This is a genomic window from Leucothrix arctica (assembly GCF_003172895.1).
Classification (GTDB): domain Bacteria; phylum Pseudomonadota; class Gammaproteobacteria; order Thiotrichales; family Thiotrichaceae; genus Leucothrix; species Leucothrix arctica.
Genome location: NZ_QGKL01000032.1, coordinates 1 through 23250, shown reverse-complemented (window position 1 = coordinate 23250; position 23250 = coordinate 1). Strand labels below are relative to the sequence as shown.

General features: G+C 41.8%; 32 protein-coding genes. 16 read left to right on the top strand and 16 right to left on the bottom strand.

The window, feature by feature from the left end; all coding sequences use genetic code 11:
- The first annotated feature begins 84 nt into the window (after positions 1-84).
- A complete protein-coding gene (locus tag DKT75_RS11705; protein ID WP_158278852.1) occupies positions 85-702 on the top strand; it encodes a DUF4360 domain-containing protein in 618 nt (205 codons plus the stop codon).
- 232 nt (positions 703-934) lie between these two features.
- Entirely contained in the window at positions 935-1555 is a 621-nt protein-coding gene (locus tag DKT75_RS11700) for a DUF4360 domain-containing protein (RefSeq protein ID WP_109823620.1), read from the top strand.
- 168 nt (positions 1556-1723) lie between these two features.
- Here the strand turns inward: DKT75_RS11700 and DKT75_RS11695 are convergent, their stop codons facing one another.
- Together DKT75_RS11695 and DKT75_RS11690 are read right to left on the bottom strand one after the other, a co-directional pair.
- Complete coding sequence (locus DKT75_RS11695) at positions 1724-1999, bottom strand: hypothetical protein (RefSeq protein WP_109823619.1); 276 nt, start codon at positions 1997-1999, stop codon at positions 1724-1726.
- Positions 2000-2009: 10 nt separating this feature from the next.
- Entirely contained in the window at positions 2010-3482 is a 1473-nt protein-coding gene (locus tag DKT75_RS11690) for a DUF4331 domain-containing protein (protein ID WP_109823618.1), read from the bottom strand.
- Positions 3483-3749: 267 nt separating this feature from the next.
- On the opposite strand from DKT75_RS11690, the gene DKT75_RS11685 reads away from it, so the two are divergent.
- A complete protein-coding gene (locus DKT75_RS11685; RefSeq protein ID WP_158278851.1) occupies positions 3750-4343 on the top strand; it encodes an RNA polymerase sigma factor in 594 nt (197 codons plus the stop codon).
- A 19-nt stretch (positions 4344-4362) separates the two neighbouring features.
- Here the strand turns inward: DKT75_RS11685 and DKT75_RS11680 are convergent, their stop codons facing one another.
- Entirely contained in the window at positions 4363-4965 is a 603-nt protein-coding gene (locus DKT75_RS11680) for a hypothetical protein (RefSeq protein ID WP_109823616.1), read from the bottom strand.
- 39 nt (positions 4966-5004) lie between these two features.
- Here DKT75_RS11680 and DKT75_RS11675 point away from each other — a divergent pair, with 39 nt between their 5' ends.
- From DKT75_RS11675 to DKT75_RS11655, 5 genes are all read left to right on the top strand, one after another.
- The gene (locus DKT75_RS11675; protein WP_109823615.1) at positions 5005-5844 is read left to right on the top strand and encodes a DUF4198 domain-containing protein; all 840 of its coding nucleotides are present in this window, start codon (positions 5005-5007) and stop codon (positions 5842-5844) included.
- Between the two features lie 88 nt (positions 5845-5932).
- On the top strand, positions 5933-6253 hold the full coding sequence (locus tag DKT75_RS11670) for an ElaB/YgaM/YqjD family protein (protein ID WP_109823614.1): 321 nt from the start codon (positions 5933-5935) through the stop codon (positions 6251-6253).
- 5 nt (positions 6254-6258) lie between these two features.
- Positions 6259-6540: a hypothetical protein gene (locus DKT75_RS11665; RefSeq protein WP_146201361.1), complete on the top strand. Its 282-nt coding sequence runs from the start codon at positions 6259-6261 to the stop codon at positions 6538-6540.
- Positions 6507-6725, top strand: coding sequence for a hypothetical protein (locus DKT75_RS11660; RefSeq protein WP_109823612.1), 219 nt, complete (start codon positions 6507-6509; stop codon positions 6723-6725). Before DKT75_RS11665 ends, DKT75_RS11660 begins: the two co-directional genes overlap by 34 nt.
- A gap of 7 nt (positions 6726-6732) precedes the next feature.
- Positions 6733-7761 carry an AI-2E family transporter gene (locus tag DKT75_RS11655; RefSeq protein WP_109823611.1) on the top strand — a complete coding sequence of 343 codons (1029 nt, stop codon included), beginning with the start codon at positions 6733-6735 and terminating at the stop codon, positions 7759-7761.
- An 82-nt stretch (positions 7762-7843) separates the two neighbouring features.
- Here the strand turns inward: DKT75_RS11655 and DKT75_RS11650 are convergent, their stop codons facing one another.
- The 3 genes from DKT75_RS11650 to DKT75_RS11640 all read right to left on the bottom strand — a co-directional run bounded on the left by DKT75_RS11650 (position 7844) and on the right by DKT75_RS11640 (position 9903).
- Positions 7844-8602: an EAL domain-containing protein gene (locus DKT75_RS11650; RefSeq protein WP_109823610.1), complete on the bottom strand. Its 759-nt coding sequence runs from the start codon at positions 8600-8602 to the stop codon at positions 7844-7846.
- A 30-nt stretch (positions 8603-8632) separates the two neighbouring features.
- On the bottom strand, positions 8633-9064 hold the full coding sequence (locus DKT75_RS11645) for a BLUF domain-containing protein (protein WP_109823609.1): 432 nt from the start codon (positions 9062-9064) through the stop codon (positions 8633-8635).
- A 359-nt stretch (positions 9065-9423) separates the two neighbouring features.
- Complete coding sequence (locus tag DKT75_RS11640) at positions 9424-9903, bottom strand: YHS domain-containing (seleno)protein (protein WP_109823608.1); 480 nt, start codon at positions 9901-9903, stop codon at positions 9424-9426.
- A 165-nt stretch (positions 9904-10068) separates the two neighbouring features.
- On the opposite strand from DKT75_RS11640, the gene DKT75_RS11635 reads away from it, so the two are divergent.
- Positions 10069-10962, top strand: a complete 894-nt coding sequence (locus tag DKT75_RS11635; RefSeq protein ID WP_109823607.1) for an AraC family transcriptional regulator — start codon at positions 10069-10071, stop codon at positions 10960-10962.
- Between the two features lie 18 nt (positions 10963-10980).
- Here DKT75_RS11635 and DKT75_RS11630 read toward each other — a convergent pair whose 3' ends face one another.
- Positions 10981-11883, bottom strand: coding sequence for a LysR family transcriptional regulator (locus tag DKT75_RS11630; RefSeq protein WP_109823606.1), 903 nt, complete (start codon positions 11881-11883; stop codon positions 10981-10983).
- A 106-nt stretch (positions 11884-11989) separates the two neighbouring features.
- Here DKT75_RS11630 and DKT75_RS11625 point away from each other — a divergent pair, with 106 nt between their 5' ends.
- Entirely contained in the window at positions 11990-12337 is a 348-nt protein-coding gene (locus tag DKT75_RS11625) for a hypothetical protein (protein ID WP_211665391.1), read from the top strand.
- Positions 12338-12449: 112 nt separating this feature from the next.
- On the opposite strand, the gene DKT75_RS11620 is transcribed toward DKT75_RS11625, so the two are convergent.
- The 7 genes from DKT75_RS11620 to DKT75_RS11590 all read right to left on the bottom strand — a co-directional run bounded on the left by DKT75_RS11620 (position 12450) and on the right by DKT75_RS11590 (position 16716).
- Entirely contained in the window at positions 12450-12773 is a 324-nt protein-coding gene (locus tag DKT75_RS11620; protein WP_109823605.1) for a MazG nucleotide pyrophosphohydrolase domain-containing protein, read from the bottom strand.
- 4 nt (positions 12774-12777) lie between these two features.
- Positions 12778-13428, bottom strand: a complete 651-nt coding sequence (locus DKT75_RS11615) for an HAD family hydrolase (protein WP_109823604.1) — start codon at positions 13426-13428, stop codon at positions 12778-12780.
- A gap of 26 nt (positions 13429-13454) precedes the next feature.
- The gene (locus DKT75_RS11610) at positions 13455-13898 is read right to left on the bottom strand and encodes a GNAT family N-acetyltransferase (RefSeq protein WP_109823603.1); all 444 of its coding nucleotides are present in this window, start codon (positions 13896-13898) and stop codon (positions 13455-13457) included.
- A gap of 111 nt (positions 13899-14009) precedes the next feature.
- A complete protein-coding gene (locus DKT75_RS11605; RefSeq protein WP_109823602.1) occupies positions 14010-14459 on the bottom strand; it encodes a hypothetical protein in 450 nt (149 codons plus the stop codon).
- Positions 14460-14553: 94 nt separating this feature from the next.
- Entirely contained in the window at positions 14554-14976 is a 423-nt protein-coding gene (locus DKT75_RS11600; protein ID WP_109823601.1) for a VOC family protein, read from the bottom strand.
- Positions 14977-15028: 52 nt separating this feature from the next.
- A complete protein-coding gene (locus DKT75_RS11595) occupies positions 15029-15733 on the bottom strand; it encodes an extensin-like domain-containing protein (protein WP_109823600.1) in 705 nt (234 codons plus the stop codon).
- 155 nt (positions 15734-15888) lie between these two features.
- Positions 15889-16716, bottom strand: a complete 828-nt coding sequence (locus DKT75_RS11590) for an MBL fold metallo-hydrolase (protein WP_109823599.1) — start codon at positions 16714-16716, stop codon at positions 15889-15891.
- Between the two features lie 218 nt (positions 16717-16934).
- Between DKT75_RS11590 and DKT75_RS11585 the strand changes: the two genes are divergently transcribed.
- Genes DKT75_RS11585 through DKT75_RS11570 form a run of 4 tightly spaced genes read left to right on the top strand, consistent with a single transcriptional unit; the run spans position 16935 to position 18636 of the window.
- Positions 16935-17231 carry a cyclic nucleotide-binding domain-containing protein gene (locus DKT75_RS11585; RefSeq protein WP_109823598.1) on the top strand — a complete coding sequence of 99 codons (297 nt, stop codon included), beginning with the start codon at positions 16935-16937 and terminating at the stop codon, positions 17229-17231.
- Positions 17161-17337 carry a YgaP-like transmembrane domain gene (locus DKT75_RS22520; RefSeq protein ID WP_109823597.1) on the top strand — a complete coding sequence of 59 codons (177 nt, stop codon included), beginning with the start codon at positions 17161-17163 and terminating at the stop codon, positions 17335-17337. Before DKT75_RS11585 ends, DKT75_RS22520 begins: the two co-directional genes overlap by 71 nt.
- Before the next feature lie 14 nt (positions 17338-17351).
- Positions 17352-18152 (top strand): sterol desaturase family protein, encoded by an 801-nt coding sequence (locus DKT75_RS11575; RefSeq protein WP_109823596.1) that lies wholly within the window; start codon positions 17352-17354, stop codon positions 18150-18152.
- 16 nt (positions 18153-18168) lie between these two features.
- On the top strand, positions 18169-18636 hold the full coding sequence (locus DKT75_RS11570) for a rhodanese-like domain-containing protein (protein ID WP_109823595.1): 468 nt from the start codon (positions 18169-18171) through the stop codon (positions 18634-18636).
- A 1-nt stretch (position 18637) separates the two neighbouring features.
- Here the strand turns inward: DKT75_RS11570 and DKT75_RS11565 are convergent, their stop codons facing one another.
- Entirely contained in the window at positions 18638-19081 is a 444-nt protein-coding gene (locus DKT75_RS11565) for a hypothetical protein (RefSeq protein WP_109823594.1), read from the bottom strand.
- A 193-nt stretch (positions 19082-19274) separates the two neighbouring features.
- Between DKT75_RS11565 and abiEi the strand changes: the two genes are divergently transcribed.
- Complete coding sequence (gene abiEi, locus DKT75_RS11560) at positions 19275-19823, top strand: type IV toxin-antitoxin system AbiEi family antitoxin (RefSeq protein ID WP_109823593.1); 549 nt, start codon at positions 19275-19277, stop codon at positions 19821-19823.
- Positions 19810-20709, top strand: a complete 900-nt coding sequence (locus DKT75_RS11555) for a nucleotidyl transferase AbiEii/AbiGii toxin family protein (RefSeq protein ID WP_109823592.1) — start codon at positions 19810-19812, stop codon at positions 20707-20709. The genes abiEi and DKT75_RS11555 overlap by 14 nt, the downstream gene beginning before the upstream one ends.
- 134 nt (positions 20710-20843) lie before the next feature.
- On the opposite strand, the gene DKT75_RS11550 is transcribed toward DKT75_RS11555, so the two are convergent.
- Positions 20844-23186 (bottom strand): COR domain-containing protein, encoded by a 2343-nt coding sequence (locus DKT75_RS11550; protein ID WP_146201360.1) that lies wholly within the window; start codon positions 23184-23186, stop codon positions 20844-20846.
- Between the last annotated feature and the right edge of the window lie 64 nt (positions 23187-23250).

Genomic DNA, 23250 nt, shown 5'->3' with positions numbered 1-23250 from the left:
CTTTACTAGATAAGAGCAATAAATATGCAAATTCAAGACTGCATACACATCGACACTAAATTAGATAACATAGAGGGAACACTCATGAAAAAGTTTACCAACACAGTATTAGCCGCTAGCGCACTTGTATTATTTGCTAGCCAAGCACAAGCAGCACCAAACGTCAGTGGCGTTAAAATCAACAGCACTGCATACGCAGGTAACGGTTGCTCTTCTGGCTCTGCGTCTGTTGTGATTTCACCAGATAAGACTAGCGTATCGTTTTTGTTTGACGAGTATATCGCTGAAGCGGGTGGCCAGGGACAACGTACTTTTGACCGTAAGAAATGCGATATCGCTTTGGGTCTTAAGATTCCACGTGGCATTAGTGTTTCACTGGTTAACGCTGACTACCGTGGTTTCCATGACTTACCTCGTGGCGCAACATCAACCTTTACTCGTGACTATTTCTTCGCGGGTAAAACTGGCCCAACCATGAAGAAGACATGGCGCGGTGCTCGTAGTGATGACTTTAAAGTGACGGATAACTTAGCTGTATTAGCTAACGTTTGGTCTAAGTGTGGAACGGATGTGATTTTACGCTCTAAGTCTGCTGCAACAGTGAAAACTAAGCGTGGTCACGAAGCACTTATGATGGTTGATTCAATCGATCTTAAGTCTAAAACGTTGTTCCGTTATAACTTCCGTTACAGAACTTGCTAAGTAAAAACGTACTTTAGTTAGTACCCAGAAGGCTGCCTTTGTCTGTTTGACACTGGTGGCCTTTTTTTATTTCAAATAATTGATTTAATTAAACTTTATTTTAATTTATTTTAAAAAAAATGAGCCTTTTTAGCGCCAATTGACGCTTTACTAAATAAGAGCAGCAATAAACGAAAGACATAACACACCGCTCTAATACTTAATTTTTTTAGTTGATTCGAGGGATACGACAATGAAAGCACTTAGCAAAACATTACTGACAGCAAGCTCACTTTTACTACTAGCAACTCAGGCAGCAAGCGCTGCTCCAAACCTTAACTCGGTACAGATTCAAAACGTTGGTTATGCAGGAAATGGATGTCCTTCAGGATCAGCTTCCGTTGTAATTTCACCAGACAAGAAGAGTGTTTCATTGTTATTTGATGAGTACATTGCAGAAGCAGGTGGCCACGGACAACGTACGTTTGACCGTAAGAAATGTGACTTAGCATTTGGTCTTAAGATTCCAAGCGGTATTAGCGTATCACTGGTCGATGCTGATTACCGTGGTTACAACGACTTACCTCGTGGTGCGCGTGCTAGCTTTAAACGTGACTACTTCTTCGCTGGCTCACGTGGCCCTAGCTTGACTAAAAACTGGCGTGGTACTCGTAGTGATGACTTCCTAATCAAAGATCGTTTAGGTGTATTTGCAAATGTATGGTCAGCATGTGGTGCAGACGTTGTACTTCGCTCAAAGACAGCAGCAACAGTACGTACTCAACGTGGTAATGAAGCCCTTATGATGGTTGACTCGGTAGATCTAAAAACAAAGACAATTTACCGTTACAACTTCCGTTACAGAGCTTGCTAAATTTGGTCTAACTGCCCAGATAGAAAGATAGATTGACGTTAGACATTTGCCGACCCTTTTAGGGTCGGCTTTTTTTGCAAAAACGAAAGAGGGATAAGCTAGAACCTAACCAATATTTGGCGCATAAAAAAACGGGGCAAAAGCCCCGTTTCTTATACTGCGTTGGCGCTAAGCTCTACCGCCTCGATCAATGACTGACTGTAATGTGTCAGTATTGCCGCACTCGACAGCCAGGGGATCGTCATCTGCGTTGCCAAACAGGCTAGCAATGTCTTGCTTTAATGACTCAGGATCATATATCTCTACAGGATCACCATCAGCAGATATCTCACCTAAGGTCGTCAGACCATTAGTTACTTCAACGTCATGATCATCATTGCTAAAGTGGCAAGCACTCAACAAAACAGCCAACAGGCAAGCACTTGATAGTTTTAAAATATTCATGCGATACCTCTTAGTTTGGTGAACCACTGATTGGCGTAGTCACATAAGGAAAAGAGTTGTCGAACTGGTCAGCTCTCTGTTCAACACCATCAGTAATTGGCGCTAATCCAGCCAGTGCGTCAGTAGGCTCACATAGGCCCAGTTCTAAGTGACACAATAAACCCATCGCGACACGAAGCTCAGCATCAACGACATCATCACCTGGACGACGACCGTTCGGGAAACCAGCAGCATCGCCACCTGCAACACCGAAGTTACTTTGATCAGCTTTCAGCGTTACCGCTATGCTCGTATTCAAACGAATCATTTCACCAACAGAACCGTCTTTATTAATGCCTTCAAGACCGGTCAAGAAAGCAGCAACCAAGTCATTTCTAGGGAAGTTTGTTGGTGCTGGTGCTGAAGGGTAAAGCGCTTGAATCAATGCAGGTAACGTAGGGTTCGTTACATAGTCAATGAATTGACCGTCATCCTTTGGCTCACTCGCATTAAACAAGTTCTTATCCGGTAAGCCGATAACCACTTCATTAACTAATGGCATTCCTAAACGAGACACCTGCGTCCAAGCACCACTGCTAACCTGTGTTACCAATGCTTTAGGTGTTGGGTCTAACACACGTACTTGAGACATACTTGCCGTCGTCCATGCACCAATAATGCCGTTTTCATTACCACCGGTTAAGCACTCAATAGGAACTTCCAATGCTAGCGTTGTTACGTTCTTATCCGCTAAGTCATTTGTTTCATCATCCACGCCACCCAGAGGGTTGGTGTTCACTAGGTCAAAGATCTCACCTAAGTTAACAGCGAAAGAATCTTTACGCTGACCAACGAATACTTTACCAATGTCAGAACCTGCTGGGCAACCAGCCAGCTTTACTGAGTGAACAAAGCTATCTGCATAAGCATCGTAGCTGGTACCGAAAGTTTTCTCGCCAACGTTATCGTAAGGCTTCGCAAATACACTCGCACCACCGACAACGTTAGTCGCTGTATTTTTAGTTCCTGTACGTCGATCCCCAGTCACTGTTGTGACTGTATATGACTCATGGTAGTTCAGTGCAGAGCTGTCTGCGGCGGTTACACCACCCACATTTTTAAGCGGTACTGCAACGTCTATACCACCCACATTTAAGGTAATACCTGTGTTATTTTCACCACCTAGTTTGTCACTAAAGCGGAACTGGAAGGTCAAATCTTCAACGGCATCACCCGTATTATCAACATGAATTTCATACAGCGTATCGCGAGATAAGCTGAAATAGTTAGGGCCACCATAAGGGTCTTGCAGAGGGTTATAGTTTGCAATCAATGTAACGAAACCTTCTCTATCTGGCTCATAACTTCTAAAAGCATAAAAGTCAGTCGCATCCGCTTTTGGAAGCTCAGCAACAAACGGTGCCTCACGATGACTAGATGCTTGAGAAGTTCCTGCGACAGCCAGCGCAAGAACAGCGCTGCTCAATGTTGTAATAATTTTCATATTGATCCTCAACTCAGTTGATGTCGGATGATGTAATCACCATTCATCAAGTTCTACGCAACTCGATAATCAGCCGGATTTAATTTTTTTCATATTATTTTAAAATAGAAAAAAATGATAATATTCGCTCTACTTATAAGTACTTAAGAAAAATTCATAATAAACAAAAATGATTGAAACTTTTCATCAACACCGTTCGTGACTCTCAATAATGCTGCATAAAAAGCAATGGATTACCCAGAAGCAAAGCAGTATTGGAGAATGACTATGGCTTTTGATCAAACAGAACTCTATAAACTAATTCCCCTTATGTCAGAAGGTAATAAACAAGCATTCGATCAGTTTTATGACTCGACGGTTAGTCTCACCTTCTCCGTTATTATGAAAATCACTGTAAACAAGCAGTTGGCCGAAGAGGTTGCTAGTGACGTTTATATACAAGTGTGGCAAACCGCTAAAAAATATGATGCAGACTTAGCTGCACCCATGACTTGGGTATTAATGATTGCCCGATGTAGAGCGATCGATGCATTAAGACGTGAAAAATCAGCGACTAGAAACCAACTACCGCTCATTGAAGACTATGATGTTGCTGATGAAGACGAACTAGGGCCACTAACTAAAGCACTTGAAGGCGAAAAAAAAGCAAAATTAAAACGCTTACTTGGCAGCTTAAGCAAGTCAGAACGTCAAATGATCATGCTCGCTTTTTACCAAGACATGTCTCATAGAGAAATTTCATTACGCACAGGAAAGCCTCTAGGCAGTGTAAAAACAACGCTGAGACGTGCACAAAAACTGCTGAGATCAGGGTTAAAAGTAGCGACTCCCCTAGCCTATGATACGGAGGTGACAGGCTAGGTGGATTTAATAATATTTTTTAGGATGGATCTTCACGAAGTTTCGTCAGGTCAAATGCCTCACTACGAATCCCAGGTTCGAGGTAAGCGTTAAACATATCCTCTTTACTCGGTGAGTGGAGACGTAGCGCAATAACACCAAAGTCCTTATTCCATTGCCAACTGATTGTTTTAGCGTCTTCAGGCAGTTTTGTTTTCACCCTGATGACCGACTCACGAGCCAGTAACGGGTTGTCAGACTCTGGTATTTGACTGGCTTCTAGACTGGTAATAAGTAGCGTTTCGTCAGCACGAATCTCAAGTCCTGATAGGAGACTAGCCGTGTAATCATTGAGCTCTAGCGTTAAGTCTGCGGCAGATAGCTTACTGAGTGCAAGGTAACGTGCGGCCTTAGCAAAGTTGACCACCGTATGGTCAACACCAACGCCCGCAATCATTGCTTCAAGGTTGAGGCTAATGTCGATACTCACCAAGTCATCATTATCGATGGTAATTGTAGCTACAGCAGGTTTATTTTCATGTGCTTGACTTGTTTGTGAAAATACTAGCAAACACGTCAGTGAAAGTAACAAAACGTTGAATCGTTTAATGGTTTCTTGCAGCCTGAATTGGAGTGGGCGCATACTAATTCTCTCAATAATATAAGTCATAGGTAATATTACATGCTCAATAAATTTTTGTTCAAATTACTCTATTTAGTGCTGGCTATCATGCCTGTGATGAGCCTTACCAGTACTGCAACCGCTCATGAATTTTGGTTAGAACCATTACAGTTTAAAGTGGAAAGAGGCGCTAACATTGAAGCTCATATCAAGGTAGGACAAGGCTTAGACGGTGATACTTATGCCTTTTACCCCGCTAACTTTGACCGTTTTGATTTAACAGCTAATGGTAGTACGGACACTCTGAGATATCGGTTTGCTCAAAAACCAGCCGTTGACCAACCAACCTCCAAAGATGGCCTACATGTACTGACTTATCAATCCAGACCTTCCCGCTTACGTTATGAAAAGCGTGAGAAGTTTGAAAGCTTTTTAAAAGCAGAAGGCCTTGATTGGGTACTAGAAGCGCATGAGAAAAGAGGCCTGCCTGAACTCGACTTTACCGAGTTCTTTAAACGCTTTGCAAAATCACTGATCAAAGTAGGCGAAGGTAAAGGTGAAGATAGCAACATGGGCATGGCGTTTGAGTGGGTAATGCTAACGAACCCTTATACTGACCCATCTCTAAAAACAGTAACGGCACAGCTGTTTTATGAGGGAAAGCCATTTTCAGACTCCATGGTTAATGTGTTTATCAAACGTGACGATAAGATTGAACAAGTTAAACTGACAACAGATGATGATGGAAAAGTGGATGTATCTGTCGTTGATGGGGGCTTGTTTCTTATCAATGCCGTCCATATGATTATTCCCGATGACTCAATCGGTGGCACAGAAAAAATTGCATGGATGAGTCTATGGGCTTCAACAACCTTTGAGGTTGAGTCACTAAAAAACTAATCACCTGTTACAGACACATAAAATTAATTTTCGGATATGATAAAGATCTACACTGTAAACTTATTCGAACCAACGAAAGGAATATCCTATGCCAGCAGCAAAAGAAACAAAGGCAAATGAAGACTTACGAGAAGAGTTTGAAGCACTACGCGGTGAAGTCACCGAAATGATGGCGCTGCTAAAAGGAAAAGCCAGTGCCGAGGCCGAAACAATTACTGCTAAAGCAGAAGAGAAGCTAGAGGATTACCAAGAAAAGGTCACCGACGGCGTTGAAGCGGCTTATGAAAAAGGCGCTGAAGGTATTGAAGAAATTAGTGGTCGTATCCGCAAAAACCCTGTTGGCAGCTTATGTGTTGCTTTCGGTTTAGGTTACATAATATCTAAAATGATGGATCAAGGTAAGAAATAACACCATTGAAAATGCTTACTGACGCCATTATCGACTTCTTTGATCTTGCGGAGGCAGAAGGCCGACTACTCAAGAAAAAGGTAGTTGAAACCCTCGTTGTCGCGTTGTTAGTGTCGATGGCAGCCGCCATGTTACTGACAGGACTGGGGCTTATCCTAACCTCTCTCTACCATGCTTTGGCTAACGTTCTGCCTCCGTCCGTAGTGTTTCTATTAATGGCGATACTTTCTATTCTCATGGCTGGAGGGATTTTATGGGTCGCAATCAAACTAAACCGCAGACAGTAGAAGAAGCTAAGCAAAAACTGCGCGCAACCTCACAACAGCTCGACTACCTTGCACCGGTAAAAAAACACCCTGTCGCGAGTGTGGGCGCTGCATTTGTAGCGGGTATGCTTATTAGAAAAGTAGGTATCGGCTCATTTCCTCCCAGCTTGCTGTCCATTGGTTTTCAACTACTCAAAAAACTCTAGCGCTATTATGAATAACGATAAGCTTTCCGGCCTGGCTATCCCTGTTTGGGGATTATTCATCATTAGTTTGCTGAGTGTTCTGTATTTTGCCCAAGCCATTTTCATCCCTATTTTTCTGGCGACACTCATCGCCTTTATGTTGTCTCCCTTGATCGAGCTACTGCGGAAATATTATGTGCCCCGTGCATTAGGCAGTGCCATTATCATTTTCGTGCTAACTGGTCTTGTTGTTGGCTCCGCGAACTATTTAACAGACCCAGCAGCTAACTGGCTGGAACGTTTTCCTGCTGAAATTGGTGATATTCAGAAAAAGCTTCTGCCGTTTAAAGACTCCATAGAAACCGTTCAAAAGACTACCGATACTGTTAAAGAAATGGCGTCGATAACACCTGACCAAAATGAGTCTGATGTAGTTGTCAAAGGGCCGAATATTTTTTATACCCTATTAAATGGCACTCAAGAGCTATTGATCAGCGCCCTATCCTTTATTGTGCTGCTTTATTTCATGCTGGCTTTTGGTCACTCGCTAGGCGACAGCATTGGCTCCATGTTGCGCGAGCAAGGTTACAAGACAAACATCCTACGGATAACCCGTGATGTACAACACAACATTAGTCGCTATCTTCTGCTAATAACCGCGATAAACATCGTACTTGGCATTGTTGTCGGTATTGTCATGTGGTTTGTGGGCATGCCGACACCCGCTGTTTGGGGCGCATCTACGGCCTTCTTTAACTTTATTCCCTACGTTGGCCCGGCAATTAATATCGGTATTATCACGATGGTGTCGTTGATGACATTTGATAGTCTGACTCACATATTATTGCCACCCGCATTAATATTAGCGTTAAATTTACTGGAAGGTCAGTTCATTCAACCGTTATTTATTGGTCGTATGTTTACCATCAACCCTGTAATTATTTTCTTATTTGTACTTATCTGGGGTTGGCTCTGGGGTATGGCGGGGATATTTATGGCCGTGCCATTATTGGTTGCTGGCGAGATTATTCTTAATCAGATCATGAAGCCGCAGTAACGGTCGTGCTAAATAACATTAGAAAGAACGGTTTTAAGCTTTGTGATATCCGTACACATTCTTTTGCAATGATATGACTGAATCAGGTGCCGTAGCAGCAGACACTTGTGAACGAGTTTGTTGGGATTTTGAACTTCAAATCATCGACCGTTGGCAAAGACTCAAACACTGGTTTTGCAAACAAAAAGCCTTGATACAACGATATATCAATACTTCGTAGCCAATCAAACTCTTCCTCCGTCTCGACACCTTCAGCCAAGACATCAATACCCAAGTCTAAGCAGACTCTACTCATTGCCCTCACAATCGCTTGGCGAGGGCCATTTTCATTTATATGACGTAGTAGGGACATATCAACTTTGATCAAGTCAGGTTGGATAGACGCAAGCAGGTTAAGACCTGCATACCCTGCTCCAAAGTCATCAATCGCAATCACTATATTCTCTCGACGAACATTATTTAGAATATTGCTTAACGCGTCGTAGTTCTCAACAAACTCACTCTCTGTAATCTCAATAGTCAGTTGCTTTGAGTTAAAACCATGCCGTCTACACGCTTCAATCGTTTTTATTAAACAACTACCCTCATCCGCTAAAATATCTCGGGGTAAAAAGTTTAAATTAATGGAACGATCTAGCCCTAGACGCGATGCTAGTGCAATTGCTTTCTCTCGATTATATTGATCAAATAAAGGCAGATCTTGTTTCTCGACTTTGTTGAAAACTACCCACGGTGCTTCGTGGCTTTTCCCTCTTAACAAGACCTCATATGAAACGATATCGCCTTTATTGATATCGATAATAGGTTGAAATGCATGAGAGAAATCAATTCCTTTGAACATAAGATACCAATGGATAGTGATAAATAAAACCTAGGTCGAGCGCCATCTTCCACAAGAAAATGCTCTGAGCAACTTTGTTGCTCTACCTTGATCAATGCCCGATAGACACGTCTGTCCGACAAAAAAATCGTTCATGCCATCCATCTGTTCTAACTCACTTCTAGAAAGTGAAGAATACCCCATACTCCAATCAGAAAAGAACATTTTAGGTATGGCCTCAAATATAATTTTAGTAACCTTTTGGTATTTTTCGTCTTTCACGATTTGATCAAACAAATCGTGAATAATCTCTTTATCACCTTCAAGAATATGAAAGAAAGAGCCTTTGTCATAAAGCAACATGCCATGAACATCTAGCTGCTGATTTTTCTGCTTAACGTCTGATAGTAATTCAACAATATCTTGTCGGCTGAACTCATGAACTGCTTGGCTTGCATATATCAAATGAAATAAGTTACTCACGAAGTTGCCCCCTCCTTGACCGACTCTATTTTTTCTTACTGTCTAATATTTAAGTGCTACAAATCACTCTTAAACAGAAAGCAGTTACTTCTGTATTACAAGTTATACAGGAATAATCCAGTGATTAAAAACACATTATGCTTATAAATAAAGCACAAATATACTAAAATAAATTTTATATCACTTAAAGTAGCGTTTATATTTATATATTATACACACCATACCTTATTTACAGCCTAATTTTCATAAAACCTAGGTTTATCCCCTACCAATGAAACTGAGTTTAAATATGACGAATGCAAAAAAAAGCCGCATACATTAGTATACGGCTTGGTTAATTAGAATAATGTCGCTACGTTTTATAATTCGTCAGCAGCAATATCTTTGATTTCTACCCAAATCTTATCTGCAGATGTGATTCTGCTTACTTTCTCTGGCACCCAAAGTTCCATTGCTTTAGCGCCTGATTGTACGTACAACTTACCGTCAAGAACTTCATAAATCGTAGGATCTACAGGAATTTTTTGGCTTATTGATGTTCCGAATGCACAAAACCCACCGTATTGCGGTGCGTATTTAGCAGGGTCAGCCTTAAACGCGTCTCGGTTATCTTCTGATGTAAAGTGATAAATAGCACCGTTATAAACCGCGCTAATGTCTGACTTCCCTTGAACTGGTGCTTCTTTCGTAAAATAAGAGACTGTGTCGTAGCCTGAAAGAATAACGTCATTATCATTGGTGTCCGTTGCTATACCAGCGAAACTCAGGCTGCTGACTAACATACCTGACAGTAGTACCAACGTTTTAAGAGACTTTGACAATGGGTTTAAAGTTTTCATTTTCGTCTTTCCTATTTAAGTTAAAATTGATCAATCCAAGACTTGTCGCTAACAACAGTACCTCCGCACACTGTTCTGCTACGTGGCGTCCTGATGAAATAAATAATATAGAGAATCCGAAATGCACCCTATGTTTGAAAACCCAAGAGTTAGGTCCAATCATCCATGAATGGCATTAATCGGTTATTAGACAGTTTGAAAATTGAAGCCAATGTCTACCACAATGGTAAATTCTGTGGCAATTGGGCCGTTGATACTTCAGGTAGTCGACGAATGTCTTTTCACATTGTTACTCAAGGCCAGTGCTTTTTTGAGCTAAATGGTGAAAATATAGAATTATTTGAAGGTGATGCGGTTTTTTTACCCTCGGATGTCCAACATAAACTGACGAATACTCTTGACCTAAATATTCCAAAAAATGCAACTCAGTCTGTGCCCATGACTGACCGCTTAGATGCCCCCTCAACAGGATTAGTGTGCGGGGATTTCAACCATAACCATGCAATATTTGACAAGTTAGTTCAGCAAATGCCCGAACTTCTAGTCGTACGTCGAAATGATAATAATGCGATATCAAAGCTTGTTGATTTGATGTTGGAAGAAGCACACACCTCTAATCAACACAATAATGTGCTGCTTAATCGATTATCCGATTGTTTATTTTACTTGTTAGTCAGAGACAATTTGAATATTGATAGCGGCGTATTTGCAGCCTTTGCTCATCCACAATTAGGTAAAGCGATGGAGCTAATCCATGCAACCGTTACCAAAAAGAAACAAGAGCAACGCCTGAGTTTAGAGGAACTTGCAAATGCCTGTGCAATGTCACGATCTGCTTTCGCTACTTTATTTAAAGAAGTCGTTGGACAAACGCCTGTAGATTATCAAACACAATGGCGTATGACCCAAGCTTACCGTTGGTTAGCGGACGACGGTATCAGCACGCTTGAAGCAGCGCTAAGATGTGGTTACGAATCAGAAGGCTCTTTTTCAAAAGCCTTCAAACGTGTCATTGGTGTAGGACCGGGGAAAGTTCGTTCGGGTAAGGATGAGTTATAAATAACACTATTTTAAGGTTTAGTTTTTAACTAATCCACCTGATATGTTGACCAAATGTTCTTGTGAAAAGTTAAGAAATTCTTGAGTAATTATGGAGTGATCACTCCATCTTGCTTCATATTTTATTTTCACGACGTTGCCATTTTTAAACAGTGTTACAGAGTCTTTTATATGGTCTGGTATTTTACTTTTAGGTAACAACGCTACCCCTAAACCACTGTAGGCCCAATTCGCTAGAACATGATAACTATTGGCTTTGCCGCCATACTCTTTGAATATCTTCCCTGTTGTTTTGAACATACCACGAGTAATTACTGATAAACCGCAGGAGTCTGGCACCATCAAGATGGTCTCATCTCCAAGACTACTCAATGTAATCTTTTCCTCATTGAATAAGCTGTTTTTCATAATGACATGAAGTGCTTCTTCATAAAGAAATACACCCTCATTGACCTTCTTGCTTTTCATGCCGGGCACATTAGGTACAAAGATAATATCTAGCAATTCGTTATCTAACTCTCGCTGAAGGTCATCTAGGTTATTTTCATTTACCAAGATCTCACAACGAGCATTTATTTTTTTATACGCTGCAATGATGAGCAAAATCATTTCATTGTTCACCAAAGGAGATACACCTAAACGAATGATACTCTTTTCAACATTCTTTGATTTTTCAATATGATCAAACAGGGCTTTTTCAGCATTCAAAATTGAAGTAATAAACGGTAAAACTTCTGCGCCAAAGGAAGATAGCTGAACACTTCGTGTCGTACGCTTAAATAATACGAAACCGAATTCATTCTCTAGGGCTTGTATACCATTAGATAGCGTAGGCTGAGACACAAAGCACTGTTTAGCCGCCAGACTAAAGGATTCGTTCTCGACTACCGCTTTAGCAAACTTTAGCTGTTTGATATTCATTTATTCAAAAACCAAATATATAACTCAAAAATACAAATTTAACTATAAGTAAGAAACTATATACCATTTATCACTCCTAAGTAAGAAACCTCAAAGAGTGAACAAAATGAAAAAGTTACTAGCAAGCATATTTGTATTATTGTTTTCTACGTCAGTATGGGCGACCGGTACAGGTGCTTATCTGCAAATTAATTTGAAAATATCCGATGAAAATCGACCGGCAGCTGCTGAGATTTATAAGAAGTATAAACAGCCGTTTCTCGAAAAAATCGAAAACAGCACGTCTAAAGCCTTATTAATTAATGAGGGTAATGTTCAGGTTTTACATGGCTTTAAAGATACGGCTTCGGCAGAAGCGTATCTTGCAACAGAACTTTTCAAAAATGATGTGGTTCGTGAACTAAAGCCTTTATTAGAAGCATCACCTGAAATCACCATTTATCAAGCGATGTAATACGGTTTTTGACTGCATTTAATCCGTCCGTGTTTTTTATAAAACTGGGCGGATTTTTTATTTTAACACCATAAAAGCGCTAGATAGATTCGTACTTTCCTAATAGGAAGAGCTAGCTTTCGTGATCAACAGCCTCAGCACTTACCCACGTCCTCTGACTATCAGACTTAAAAAACTTGGTCTCAACCGCGCTTTCTAAGTCGATATCAAACTCAGATGCTAGCGCCGATAATAAAACGAACGTATCGGCTATCTCACTTGCCACTCGCTCTTTTGAGAAGTCATCATAGTTTTTTGACCATAACCGCTTCAGCTCAGCAGAAATTTCACCGACCTCTTCAGTCAGCATAATTTGTAACTTCAGCGGGTCGGTTACAAAGCCTCTTTCCTGACGAGTATTTACGATTCTTGTCTGTAGTTCTTTTAGCTCAGCCATGGTATTACTCGGTGGTTTTTAAGGTATTTATAGCTAAAGGTAAGTCGGTAAATAAGTCAACCTTAGCAACTGCCTTAGACATGTCATGCGACACGGTAAACTCGTTCGCAACCGCGATACAATCAATCCCCGCAGCTACTGCTGACTTCAACCCTCTCGCCGAGTCTTCAACCGCCACAGCTTCAGCAGCCGAAACGCCAAAGCGTTGCAGACCTTTCAAGTAAGGCTCAGGATGAGGTTTCGCTTGCTCATAATCTTGTCGAGTTATAACGAATGCCATATAGTCTAGGATAGAGCGGTTTTCATGGATCAGCGCGAAGTCAGACAGTTTTGAAGTAGTAATAATCCCCATTCGATAATCACTCGCGAGTATATCTAGCGTTTCCAGTACGCCATTAATTTCGATGTCTTCGCTAGCTAAGTACTCTTGGTAATACTGATCTCGTAGTACTCGGGCACGATCAATTTCACGCTCAGGCACGCCAGCATCTCGGGCCACTTTCCAGGTGGTCACACCATTAGACATATTCACCAAATAAGCGTCACGCGGGAGCTGAATACCGAAAGGTGCTAATGCGCGTTGGTTTGCACGGTAATACCACTGCTCCGTTTCAACTAAAACACCGTCATGGTCAAAGAGAATGTACTTTTTCATGTTTCGCTAAACCCCAGCGGCTCTTTCTAGCTCGGACTTGGTGATTTGTTATCAACTAAGCACTTCTTGAAGAATACTTTATCGACATCTACTCGCGGAAAGTCGGTATATCGGCCGACCTCGTTATAGCCTAGTCGCTCATAAAACGTTGGTGCTTGAAAGCTATAAGTGTCTACAAATGCATTAATAGCACCACGGTCTTTAGCCTCTTGTTCTGCCTGTTGCATCAGCTTCGTTCCATAACCTAAACCACGGATAGGCTCTGACAACCAAAGCAAGTTCACATGAAACGCTGTAAATAGTGTTTTTCCTGTGAGTCCGCCAAGTATTTTACCATCCTCATCTCGAATGAGATAAGCAAAACCCTTCTGGTCAAGGTTGGGAAAGTACGGCTCATTAAAAGCTGCTAAACCATTGTAGATTTCAGCTATTTCTTCTTCTGAAGGAGATAAAACAAAATCAATATTCATTAGAACCTCTCTTAAAGTAAGAGACTATCCCCCCAAACGATAAGGCAACAGGCAGCAACTGCTATAAACGTTATGATGTTATGTATTTCCACTTAATACTCCTCAAAAAAACTAACTAGCCGCTTTAACGGAAGCCTTCACTCGACGATAGCCATCTAGCGATGAGGCTTTGTACGTTTTCAAATACTCTTGTGCATTCAATACTCTGTACTTTGCCGGCAGCTCAACCACCTCCAAAGCGCTTGGATCTACACCAGAAAACTCAATCATATCAACATCATGAGAAATACCAACTTCCAGTTCGCCTCGTTGAAACTTGTTCTCTTTAGGGACAATTAACACAAAACCCATTTCCTCCATTAGCGCTCTGATTTCACTTAAACGCGTTGAGAAAATGCAGTCCTCTACCAATAAGTCGATATCGTCAGTTTTGAGATCTGTTGCAATCGCTTTCGACAAACCTAAAGAGCCATAAAGGATTGGTACCGAGCCTAGCGCCTTGTTAAAGCAGCTAGCGATTATGAAAAATGAATCTAGTTTTTCTTTATTTAAGACGCTCATTAAGAACACCCTAAAGAGGAAATAATACCAGCCAAAATAATGGAGATAAATGTCAAATTAACCTGTATACCTACATTTATAGTACGCAATAATCCTAATGACTACGCAAAACCATTGGATGGTCATCGTTTAATTGCAGTAAGTCCCACTGATTACCATAGAGGTCTTTAAACACCGCAACTGTTCCATACTCTTGCTCTGCAGGTGGTCGCACAAAGGTAATCCCTTCTTCAACCATCTGATTGTAATCACGCCAGAAGTCATCCGTATTTAAGAACAAAAACACACGGCCACCAGACTGGTTTCCAATCGCATCTAACTGCTCAGGCTTTGAAGCTTTTGCTAGCAACAGTGTTACGCCTTTTGACCCAGGTGGAGACACGACAACCCAACGCTTATCCTGCTCAGCTTGGTAAGTATCTTCTACTAGCTCGAACTTGAGTTTATTGACGTAAAAATCGATAGCTTCGTCATAGTCTTTTACAACCAGCGCAATATGGACAATTGACTGTTTCATGATAAATCCTCCTTATGGAATTTATACTCATTTAACCAAAAACATATGCCACTCAACTACACGTCCCACGCCCCACCGACTGCAGGTGAAAGTGATCTCGGTGAAGGCTATTATAGTTTGGCCCTAACACGGTTTTAAACCAGCGGCAGGCACCGCGTTGAATTGCATCGAAAAAAGCGGGTTCGTTATTCCAGTCTTTTAATAACGTGATTTTACGTCCATCTGACAGTACAAACCCCGCTACATCAATCGCTTCAGCCGTTGCATGTGTGCTCCAACGATTACTCGAACCGCGAATTCGACGGCAGTTATAACTCGAGTAATGCAGTATTTCAGTGATCTCAGCACCCAAGAATTGGCGAGCTGCTGGTTGAAGACTATGACGCTCCCACATGGCAGAGCGTAGCGCAATCGGGCAGGAAGTTTGCAGCGGTTTTACCGAAGCCGTGCCTACTTTAGAAAGAGTGACACGATCATCAATACCGCATGCACCTGATAACACCAAATCTGGCATTTTCGAAAACCCTATGCTCCCTGCTTTAAGCACATCGATACAACCATTATCAGACCTCAACGCAGTCGTCAGTTTAAATGGAGTAAAGGGCGTCACATCGTCTTCAATAGCCAGTGGCTTAGTAGGGTTCCATGCTTTGGGGATTGGCGTGCTGGGGTGAGTCAGTAACTTGTAAATACCAAACCCTATCAAACCAATCAACAAGATAGATACCCACGTTTTGTCTGGTTTGCCTGACGCCATGTTTAGCACTACTCACTGAAAAACCGACAGCATAACAAGCGTTGAGTCTCACTGCATCTTAGCCTTTTTTCACCAACAGCTATGAGCGCTTAGTCGAGCGCTTAGTCGGATGTTTATTTCCCCAGCCTTCATAACAGACGGCTGGGGAATGTATGCTACTTAACTGCACCGATCTCTGTCAGGTGTCGCGCCATGCCTTGCACATTTAGCCCGCGCCATTGACTGAAAGAAGCCCAGTCTTTGTACTTACCCATGCTGATACTTTTCTCTAGCTCTTCCACAGTTTTACCAGACTTTAGTCCCTGCAATACTTGCTCACGCAACTCTTCCAAGTAAACACGCCCTTCTGTGACATCGGCTTTAACACCAATCGGCCCGTGACCACCCGCAAATATTTCAAAGTCTAAGCTCTCAACTTTACGTACCTGATCCGTCCAGTCATCAACATTTGAGTTGGGGAAGTTGCGATATGGCAGACGTTTAGAAGCGACCGCATCAACCACAAAACCAACGTTCTCAGGCTGCACAACCATCGCAATCAAGTCTGCCCCATGACCTGGGCCAAGTGGTGTTAGCTCTATTGTTTTACCGCCCACTTTGACCGTTGTTACACCATCAATCAGTATCGTAGGCTCAACCCCATCAATCTTTTCAGGTGCGTTTTTGTGAGCAATGATGGTTGGAATATCGCCAAATGCCGCACCACCCGATGCGTGATCGCCATGACTATGACTATAGATCAGATGCGTAATTGGCTTATCTGTTATTTTGCTAATTTCCGACTTCAACCATGAAGCCGCTTCGGCATTGATAGGGTCAGTAACAACGACGCCTTTATCCGTCACTACGAATATCGAAAAATGAAACTTGTTTTGAAAACGGTACACATCACCCGCAACCTTTGTGATCGCTCGATCTGCGGCAAATGAAGGACTGATGGATAAAAGGGACGTAACTAGCACTGCAGTAATCAGTTTGAACATGACTTACTTTCCTTTTTGAGTGGTCAAAGAAATGGTACGAATTAGCGCCTAACTTAGATCCTGAACAAACAAATAAACGTCTAAATCGGACAAAATTAAAACACCCGCCGTTAAGCATAATCACAAACCAATTGCGATAATATCAGAGATAAGCGCATAATTTACTCACTCATATTTCTAAATGAGCGCTAAAGCATGCTAACTGACTGGTAACACCAATGAATACTAACCAAAAGAAAATCTGCGATGATGCAGGACTCACACAGTCAATTATTGAATCTCATGGTATTTCACCATCCGTTATTAGCTTTAATGCGCAAAGCGTTCTGTTTAAACCGGGTGATAGCTGCCAAGCATTTCTCATTTTATGCAGTGGCTCGATACGCGTTGAAATGACCGCGAAGTCAGGTAGAGAGCTCACTCTTTACCGCATGCAACCCTCAGATGCTCGTTGTCACCACTCAAACACAGATCGCAAACGAGATCGGAACCGCGCGAGAAGTCGTTGGCCGTAAGCTGCATGCCTTAGAGTTAGGCAATGTCATTTTAATAGTTACGGCATTCATGAACTTTTGTCCGGTTTATAAACTATTTAACTTTAATACACGTACTAAGAAGTAAGCAGGAGAATAAATATGCTAGATGAGAACCAACTACGACTGACTATCTTTATCGGTGTGCTAGCACTGATGGCGACTTTGGAGGCCCTGTTTCCTAAAAAGGAACGCACTCAAAGCCGTCAATCACGCTGGACAACCAACCTTTCGTTAGTGGTGATCAACTCAGTAGTATTGAGACTTTTAGGGCCAATAACCGCCGTGCTTGCCGCTGAATATGCGCACGAAAATGGTTGGGGTTTACTAAACCTCATGCCAATAGAACTGCCATTTATCGTGCAAATTGCACTCGGTGTTGCCCTACTTGATCTAGCTATTTATGCGCAGCACGTCGCTTCGCACCATATACCCGTGCTTTGGCGTTTTCATAAAGTACACCACGCTGATCGTGATATTGATGTCACCACGGGTATACGTTTTCATCCGATTGAAGCTGCACTGTCTATGGTTTATAAGTGCGGCATCATTTTACTGCTAGGCCCATTAGCCTTGTCGGTTGTGATTTTTGAGATCGTTTTGAATGCTTCTGCCATGTTTAACCATGCGAATATGAAACTACCCAAACGGTTCGATGCTATCTTACGTTTGTTCTTCGTGACGCCAGACATGCACCGTGTTCACCACTCGGTCATCCCTGCTGAAACAAATAGTAACTACGGCTTCTTCCTTCCTTTTTGGGATCGGTTATTTAAAACCTACATTGATCAACCAAGTAAAGGACACGACGGTATGACGATTGGCTTGAATCAGTTTCAGTCAGACAATCCGTCTAAACTTCCATGGGTCATTACTGTCCCATTTAAAAATAAAAAGCTGTGAAACGATTGAGGAAATCATGAGAAAAATTAAATATTTATTAGCGCTATGTATCAGCCTGACAGTACTGAGTGGCCCAGTACTTCAAGCAGAACAAGCAAGCCCTGTGAACACTACAATCGAAGCGTTGAAAGATGCGGGTGTGGGCGTGCTTAATGACGGCATTCTTGATGTGTCAGCCACTCAAGCGGCTCAGCTGTTAAAGGATAACCCAAACATTAAGGTGCTAGATGTAAGAACTGGCTGGGAATATAACCGTGGCCATATCGCTGGCGCAGTACAAATAAACTACTACTCGCTCGGCTTTAAAAAAGCGGTAGATGCTTTAGATAAAAACACCACGTGGTTGGTGCATTGTAAAACGGGTGTTAGAAGTGGAAACACGCTACCGTTTATGAAAGAAGCTGGTTTTAAGTCTGTTATTCATATGGATGGTGGGTTTGATAGCTGGCGAGCGGCGAAGCTGCCTGTTTCGACTGCTGAGTAGTTTAAACACTGGCATACAGCGACGTGAGAAATTCTTCGATTTCTCTCTCGTTTACTAAGATACGGTATTCTGTAAATAGTGCCTTACCCGAGTCTATATCCATAGCCTCGGCATCAGATTGGCCATCAGAGCGGAGTGTGATTGAACCGATAATATTTTCGTTTTCGAACTCTGCTACTGAGAACAAGCTTCCCTTTTTGAACTCGGATACGACCAGTATTGGCGGTTTTAATAGCGTTATAGCGCCCAGATTGGCTGTGCGATGCCACTCTACAAAGTAAGCGACTAAGGCTTTATCGTTTCTTATGGATGCGGAACAGGGGCGGCAACAGTGCTTGCCTTCCGCTTGAATCATACACTTTTCACATAGCGTTTCTCTGCAAAAATGGCACTCTAAGTCGCCTTTGCAGTTACTACAGTTTTCTTCGTATATAGCATTCAACATACTTTCACCAATGATATAAAGGAAACACTGAGACTTAAAATATGGTTGCTTTGTAATCACCACAACCTTGTAAATTATCAACCACAATGATAATTAACAAGGTTGATCGAACTACTGGTAGTAGTTTTGATAGCTTAAAACAACATTTTGCTCTACACTTTCCATCATATATTGACGGAAAGTGTAGAGTATTATGACTCCAATATCTCAACTTAGCGAAACGCTAAAGGCACTCGCAAGTCCTGAACATTATCTATTCACGCTCAGCGACCTAAGCAGTGCTTTGCCACAACACAACCATGACGCGTTACAACTACTGCTGAGTCGTGCGGTAAAGCGTGGCTTGCTACAACGTGTTTGTCGTGGTCTCTACATGCATCCAGATGCTTACCCTCATGACGGTCTATTGCTGTATCACGCAGCTGCAAGATTGCGAGCGAGTGAGTTCAACTACTTAAGTTTAGAGTCTGTTTTGAGCGATGCAGGCGTTATTTCACAAATACCCATTGGATGGATAACACTCATGTCATCGGGCAGAAATCGCATCGTTGATTGTGGCAGTTTCGGGCGCATTGAGTTTATTCATACTCGCAGACCCACCGAGAAATTAGCGCAACAACTCACTTGGGATCACCGTATTCACTTATGGCGAGCATCTGTCGCCTTAGCTCTGAAAGACATAAAACACACACACCGTAACCAAGACCTTATTGACTGGGAGCTAGCTGATGAGCTTGTTTGATGGACTAGTGAGCGAAGCGCTTAAAACAAACCAAGACCTATCACCACTCAGAGTGGTCGTAGAAAAAGAGATGCTGCACCACGATATTCTACGAGAAATGGCTGAGGCTGGTTTGCTCAAAAACCTTACCTTTATGGGAGGCACTTGCCTGCGTGCTTGTTATGGCTCCAACCGACTCAGCGAAGACTTGGACTTTACGGGTGGTGCTGACTTCAACCGTGAGCAACTACAAGTCTTAGGCGAAGTGCTGATCAGTCACTTACAAACGAAGTATGGCCTTTCCATTAGCGTTAGTGAGCCACACAGAGAAACGGGGAATGTTGATACCTGGAAGCTCAAGGTCATCACTAAACCAGAACAACGAAACATGCCGATGCAGCGCATTAACATTGATATTTGCGCTATCCCAAGTTACGAACCAAAACCCATGTTACTGCTCAACCACTACGGTGTAGATATGGGAACAGCAGGACTAATTTTGCAAGTTGAGAGTCGTGAAGAGATACTTGCGAATAAACTGGTTGCCCTAGCCCTTCGCCCTAACCGAATGAAAAACAGAGACTTATGGGATATTACTTGGCTTAAGCAGCAAGCCATTAATCTTCCATTGCCTTTAGTGGTTAAGAAAATAGCGGATCATAAACAAACAACGACAGAGTTTATTGATAAGTTAGAACAACGTATTACTCAGCTGGAAAACGACGACTCATTAGCTGCAAGTTTTGAGCAAGAAATGCGACGATTTTTGCCGCCTGATATTGCTAAACGTACTGTGGAAAATGAACAGTTTTGGGAATACCTGCGCACTACCGTTGTTGAAGAAGGGCGGAAGGTATTGGCTTATCTTTCAAACAATGGACGGACACAGAGCAACTTTGAGATGTAGTAGCTCTGCTGTTACTTGACTATACGCCAAGATAAGGCCGTACCAATCGAAGTGAGGTTTGGGGCATCGGATGTGATATAGTTTTTGAACAATATCCCTAAGCTACAAGATGTCATCACTAGCCTAGAAAACTGCTATTGGCCACCCTCTTCCCTCCCTGAATGGCTTGGATTACCGATACCATGTTTAGCTCTAACTCTTTTCTCTTGTATTTTATGGATAATCTCTTCTAGTTCTTTAGAAACTAAGGTCAGCGCTCTATCAGTATTATCTGAGTTTTGTATCCAATCTCCAGGCAAGCCCTGTAATTTAGCTATTGGTAAACTATCCCAGTTACACTCTCGTAACTGAATAGGAACAACGATTTGCTTTCCTGATTGATGATCTTTCAATGCTTGCTCAAGCTCTCGTTCATGACAAAAATCAGACTTAACAAAACTGGCGCTCACCAAACATAAGACGATATCTGAATCACGAAGCTTTTGGAAAATTTCACTCTCCCAATCATCACCACCATCTATAGACCTATCATCCCAAATTTCTAACTTATTAAGCCTTTCAAGCGGAGAAAGTGCTTTGCGTAGCTCTTTCAAATGCTCTTTATCTTCATGCGAATAAGAAATAAAGGCCTTCACTATTGTTTGGTTTACCTCACTTCTCATCTCAGAATCTTCAATACCATCCAATAGACTGGAGACTTTAATATTTTCTTTGGTATCTAAAACGAAATGATGTTCAACCCCAGCCTCCTCCATTCCGACCAATCGAAGATAAGGCACTAACTCATCAGTCTTTGGTAAAGGCACCATTTCTTCATAGTTGAGCTGTGGAAAATCATCAATAATTTCTTGAAGTGTGACACGGATAAATTTAAGAAAACGTCTTGGCTCTTTTCCACAAACATCGATTTCAATTTTACGGTCTTCCTTATCCGCCCTAACTCGTGCTACGGCGTCAAAGACCAACGGCTTAGACAAAATCATGCCACTCCGCCACCTCAAGTCATCTTTTATATAATCATGCAGCTTGACCATTAAACGTATAAAAATACTATCTGGTAAAAAATCAGGGAAGTTGACGATAAAATGAAGCGTTGCGCCTTCGAACTCAAAGTCAGCTTCTTGGACCGGTAATAACTGAGGCACGATGTATTGTTCGTGATTTAGAGGAAAACATAATTCAAACTCCTGCATGACACGGACAATATAGAGCTGCTTACTCGGCGGATACTGATACTTAGTACCATCAGGGTTCGTGCTTAGCTCTGACTTACTAATTACATCATCAAATTCACTTTCTTGAAGCAAACCTTTATTTTCAGTAATTAACGGGGAATTGATTATTCGATAAACCCCATTAGTTAACCAAACAGGGTCCAATATCTGCGTATCAAACTGCTTAAGTTTTTTGAAATTTATGACAATTCCTAAGTCATGCAGAAATTGTAGCAAAACATCCTGACTGAACTTCTTATCCACCCCAAGCGCTTGACACACTTTTCGAAACTCACTGCTTTCAATAAATGTATCTTGCATGTTCAAAAAGTGATTTTTAACTGCTGACCACGTCGTCGGAAACGGTGTGCGGCGAGTGTCAGATAATAAAAACTGCTCTCTTAGTGCTTCCTGTAATTCACCTAAACCTTCATCCGTTTTGCAAGAGACCCTATGAAATCCCTTTATTTGTTTATATTTGCTACTTAAACGCTTTCTATCCACTTCGAAAGATGGATTCTCATCGATCTTATTAAGCACTACTAACACAGGCGAATTACCACCAAAACTATTAGCATGTTTCAGCCAGTACTCCGCTTTTTCATCTGTACGGCTATTTAGCAACAAAACGTAAATACAACGCTGAGACAGGAAGAACTGATGTGTCGCGTGCATAACTTCTTGCCCACCGAAGTCCCATAATCTTGCGGATATAGAATCAAAGCCAGTGTTGAAGTCAACAGAGTGTATTTGTATACCGTGCGTTTGCCCTTCACTTTCATCAAATACTTCATTACGAAGCCGTTTTATTAGGGAAGTTTTACCCGAGCCACCGTCGCCTAAAAAAATCACTTTGGTTTGATTCAGCGGTTCACTGTCAATGCCAATTTGATCAAAATACTCGTTTATTGCTTTATTCCCAGACTCAGCAAATTCAATAGGTGGCGAGATCAAGGGACAATCTTTTAACGATATATCTAAACTATTTTTTTGTATTTGCTCTTTAATAGGCTCAAGTGTAGATACTAAAGTTGAGCTACACTCAATAACACTCAAATTTTTGAGCTGAGATAGAGGCAGTAAATCCCTAATATTCGTGTTTTGAAACTTAACTTCACTTAGTTTAGAGAGCTTATTAACAGGTGAAAGATCAATTACTGAGGTTTTTCCACAACGTAACGTCTCTAAGCTTATTGTTTTTCTCAATGGCGATAAATCACTGACTTGTGTGTCAGTGCAAGAGAATACCTGTAAACAATCCATCTCACGCAATGCCGACAGGTCGCTGACTTTGGTTTCATAGCAATAGAGCTCACGTAAGCAGGTC

Coding starts and splice junctions, on each gene's coding strand:
- DKT75_RS11600 (WP_109823601.1), bottom strand. CDS start 14,976: ATGAAACAGTCAATTGTCCATATTGCGCTGGTTGTAAAAGACTATGAC.
- DKT75_RS22520 (WP_109823597.1), top strand. CDS start 17,161: ATGCTCGTTGTCACCACTCAAACACAGATCGCAAACGAGATCGGAACC.
- DKT75_RS11570 (WP_109823595.1), top strand. CDS start 18,169: ATGAGAAAAATTAAATATTTATTAGCGCTATGTATCAGCCTGACAGTA.
- DKT75_RS11685 (WP_158278851.1), top strand. CDS start 3,750: ATGGCTTTTGATCAAACAGAACTCTATAAACTAATTCCCCTTATGTCA.
- DKT75_RS11595 (WP_109823600.1), bottom strand. CDS start 15,733: ATGGCGTCAGGCAAACCAGACAAAACGTGGGTATCTATCTTGTTGATT.
- DKT75_RS11575 (WP_109823596.1), top strand. CDS start 17,352: ATGCTAGATGAGAACCAACTACGACTGACTATCTTTATCGGTGTGCTA.
- DKT75_RS11630 (WP_109823606.1), bottom strand. CDS start 11,883: ATGAATATCAAACAGCTAAAGTTTGCTAAAGCGGTAGTCGAGAACGAA.
- DKT75_RS11615 (WP_109823604.1), bottom strand. CDS start 13,428: ATGAAAAAGTACATTCTCTTTGACCATGACGGTGTTTTAGTTGAAACG.
- abiEi (WP_109823593.1), top strand. CDS start 19,275: ATGACTCCAATATCTCAACTTAGCGAAACGCTAAAGGCACTCGCAAGT.
- DKT75_RS11620 (WP_109823605.1), bottom strand. CDS start 12,773: ATGGCTGAGCTAAAAGAACTACAGACAAGAATCGTAAATACTCGTCAG.
- DKT75_RS11610 (WP_109823603.1), bottom strand. CDS start 13,898: ATGAATATTGATTTTGTTTTATCTCCTTCAGAAGAAGAAATAGCTGAA.
- DKT75_RS11590 (WP_109823599.1), bottom strand. CDS start 16,716: ATGTTCAAACTGATTACTGCAGTGCTAGTTACGTCCCTTTTATCCATC.
- DKT75_RS11700 (WP_109823620.1), top strand. CDS start 935: ATGAAAGCACTTAGCAAAACATTACTGACAGCAAGCTCACTTTTACTA.
- DKT75_RS11550 (WP_146201360.1), bottom strand. CDS start 23,186: ATGGATTGTTTACAGGTATTCTCTTGCACTGACACACAAGTCAGTGAT.
- DKT75_RS11565 (WP_109823594.1), bottom strand. CDS start 19,081: ATGTTGAATGCTATATACGAAGAAAACTGTAGTAACTGCAAAGGCGAC.
- DKT75_RS11650 (WP_109823610.1), bottom strand. CDS start 8,602: ATGTTCAAAGGAATTGATTTCTCTCATGCATTTCAACCTATTATCGAT.
- DKT75_RS11655 (WP_109823611.1), top strand. CDS start 6,733: ATGAATAACGATAAGCTTTCCGGCCTGGCTATCCCTGTTTGGGGATTA.
- DKT75_RS11605 (WP_109823602.1), bottom strand. CDS start 14,459: ATGAGCGTCTTAAATAAAGAAAAACTAGATTCATTTTTCATAATCGCT.
- DKT75_RS11555 (WP_109823592.1), top strand. CDS start 19,810: ATGAGCTTGTTTGATGGACTAGTGAGCGAAGCGCTTAAAACAAACCAA.
- DKT75_RS11695 (WP_109823619.1), bottom strand. CDS start 1,999: ATGAATATTTTAAAACTATCAAGTGCTTGCCTGTTGGCTGTTTTGTTG.
- DKT75_RS11640 (WP_109823608.1), bottom strand. CDS start 9,903: ATGAAAACTTTAAACCCATTGTCAAAGTCTCTTAAAACGTTGGTACTA.
- DKT75_RS11660 (WP_109823612.1), top strand. CDS start 6,507: ATGGGTCGCAATCAAACTAAACCGCAGACAGTAGAAGAAGCTAAGCAA.
- DKT75_RS11675 (WP_109823615.1), top strand. CDS start 5,005: ATGCTCAATAAATTTTTGTTCAAATTACTCTATTTAGTGCTGGCTATC.
- DKT75_RS11670 (WP_109823614.1), top strand. CDS start 5,933: ATGCCAGCAGCAAAAGAAACAAAGGCAAATGAAGACTTACGAGAAGAG.
- DKT75_RS11625 (WP_211665391.1), top strand. CDS start 11,990: ATGAAAAAGTTACTAGCAAGCATATTTGTATTATTGTTTTCTACGTCA.
- DKT75_RS11705 (WP_158278852.1), top strand. CDS start 85: ATGAAAAAGTTTACCAACACAGTATTAGCCGCTAGCGCACTTGTATTA.
- DKT75_RS11585 (WP_109823598.1), top strand. CDS start 16,935: ATGAATACTAACCAAAAGAAAATCTGCGATGATGCAGGACTCACACAG.
- DKT75_RS11690 (WP_109823618.1), bottom strand. CDS start 3,482: ATGAAAATTATTACAACATTGAGCAGCGCTGTTCTTGCGCTGGCTGTC.
- DKT75_RS11635 (WP_109823607.1), top strand. CDS start 10,069: ATGAATGGCATTAATCGGTTATTAGACAGTTTGAAAATTGAAGCCAAT.
- DKT75_RS11680 (WP_109823616.1), bottom strand. CDS start 4,965: ATGCGCCCACTCCAATTCAGGCTGCAAGAAACCATTAAACGATTCAAC.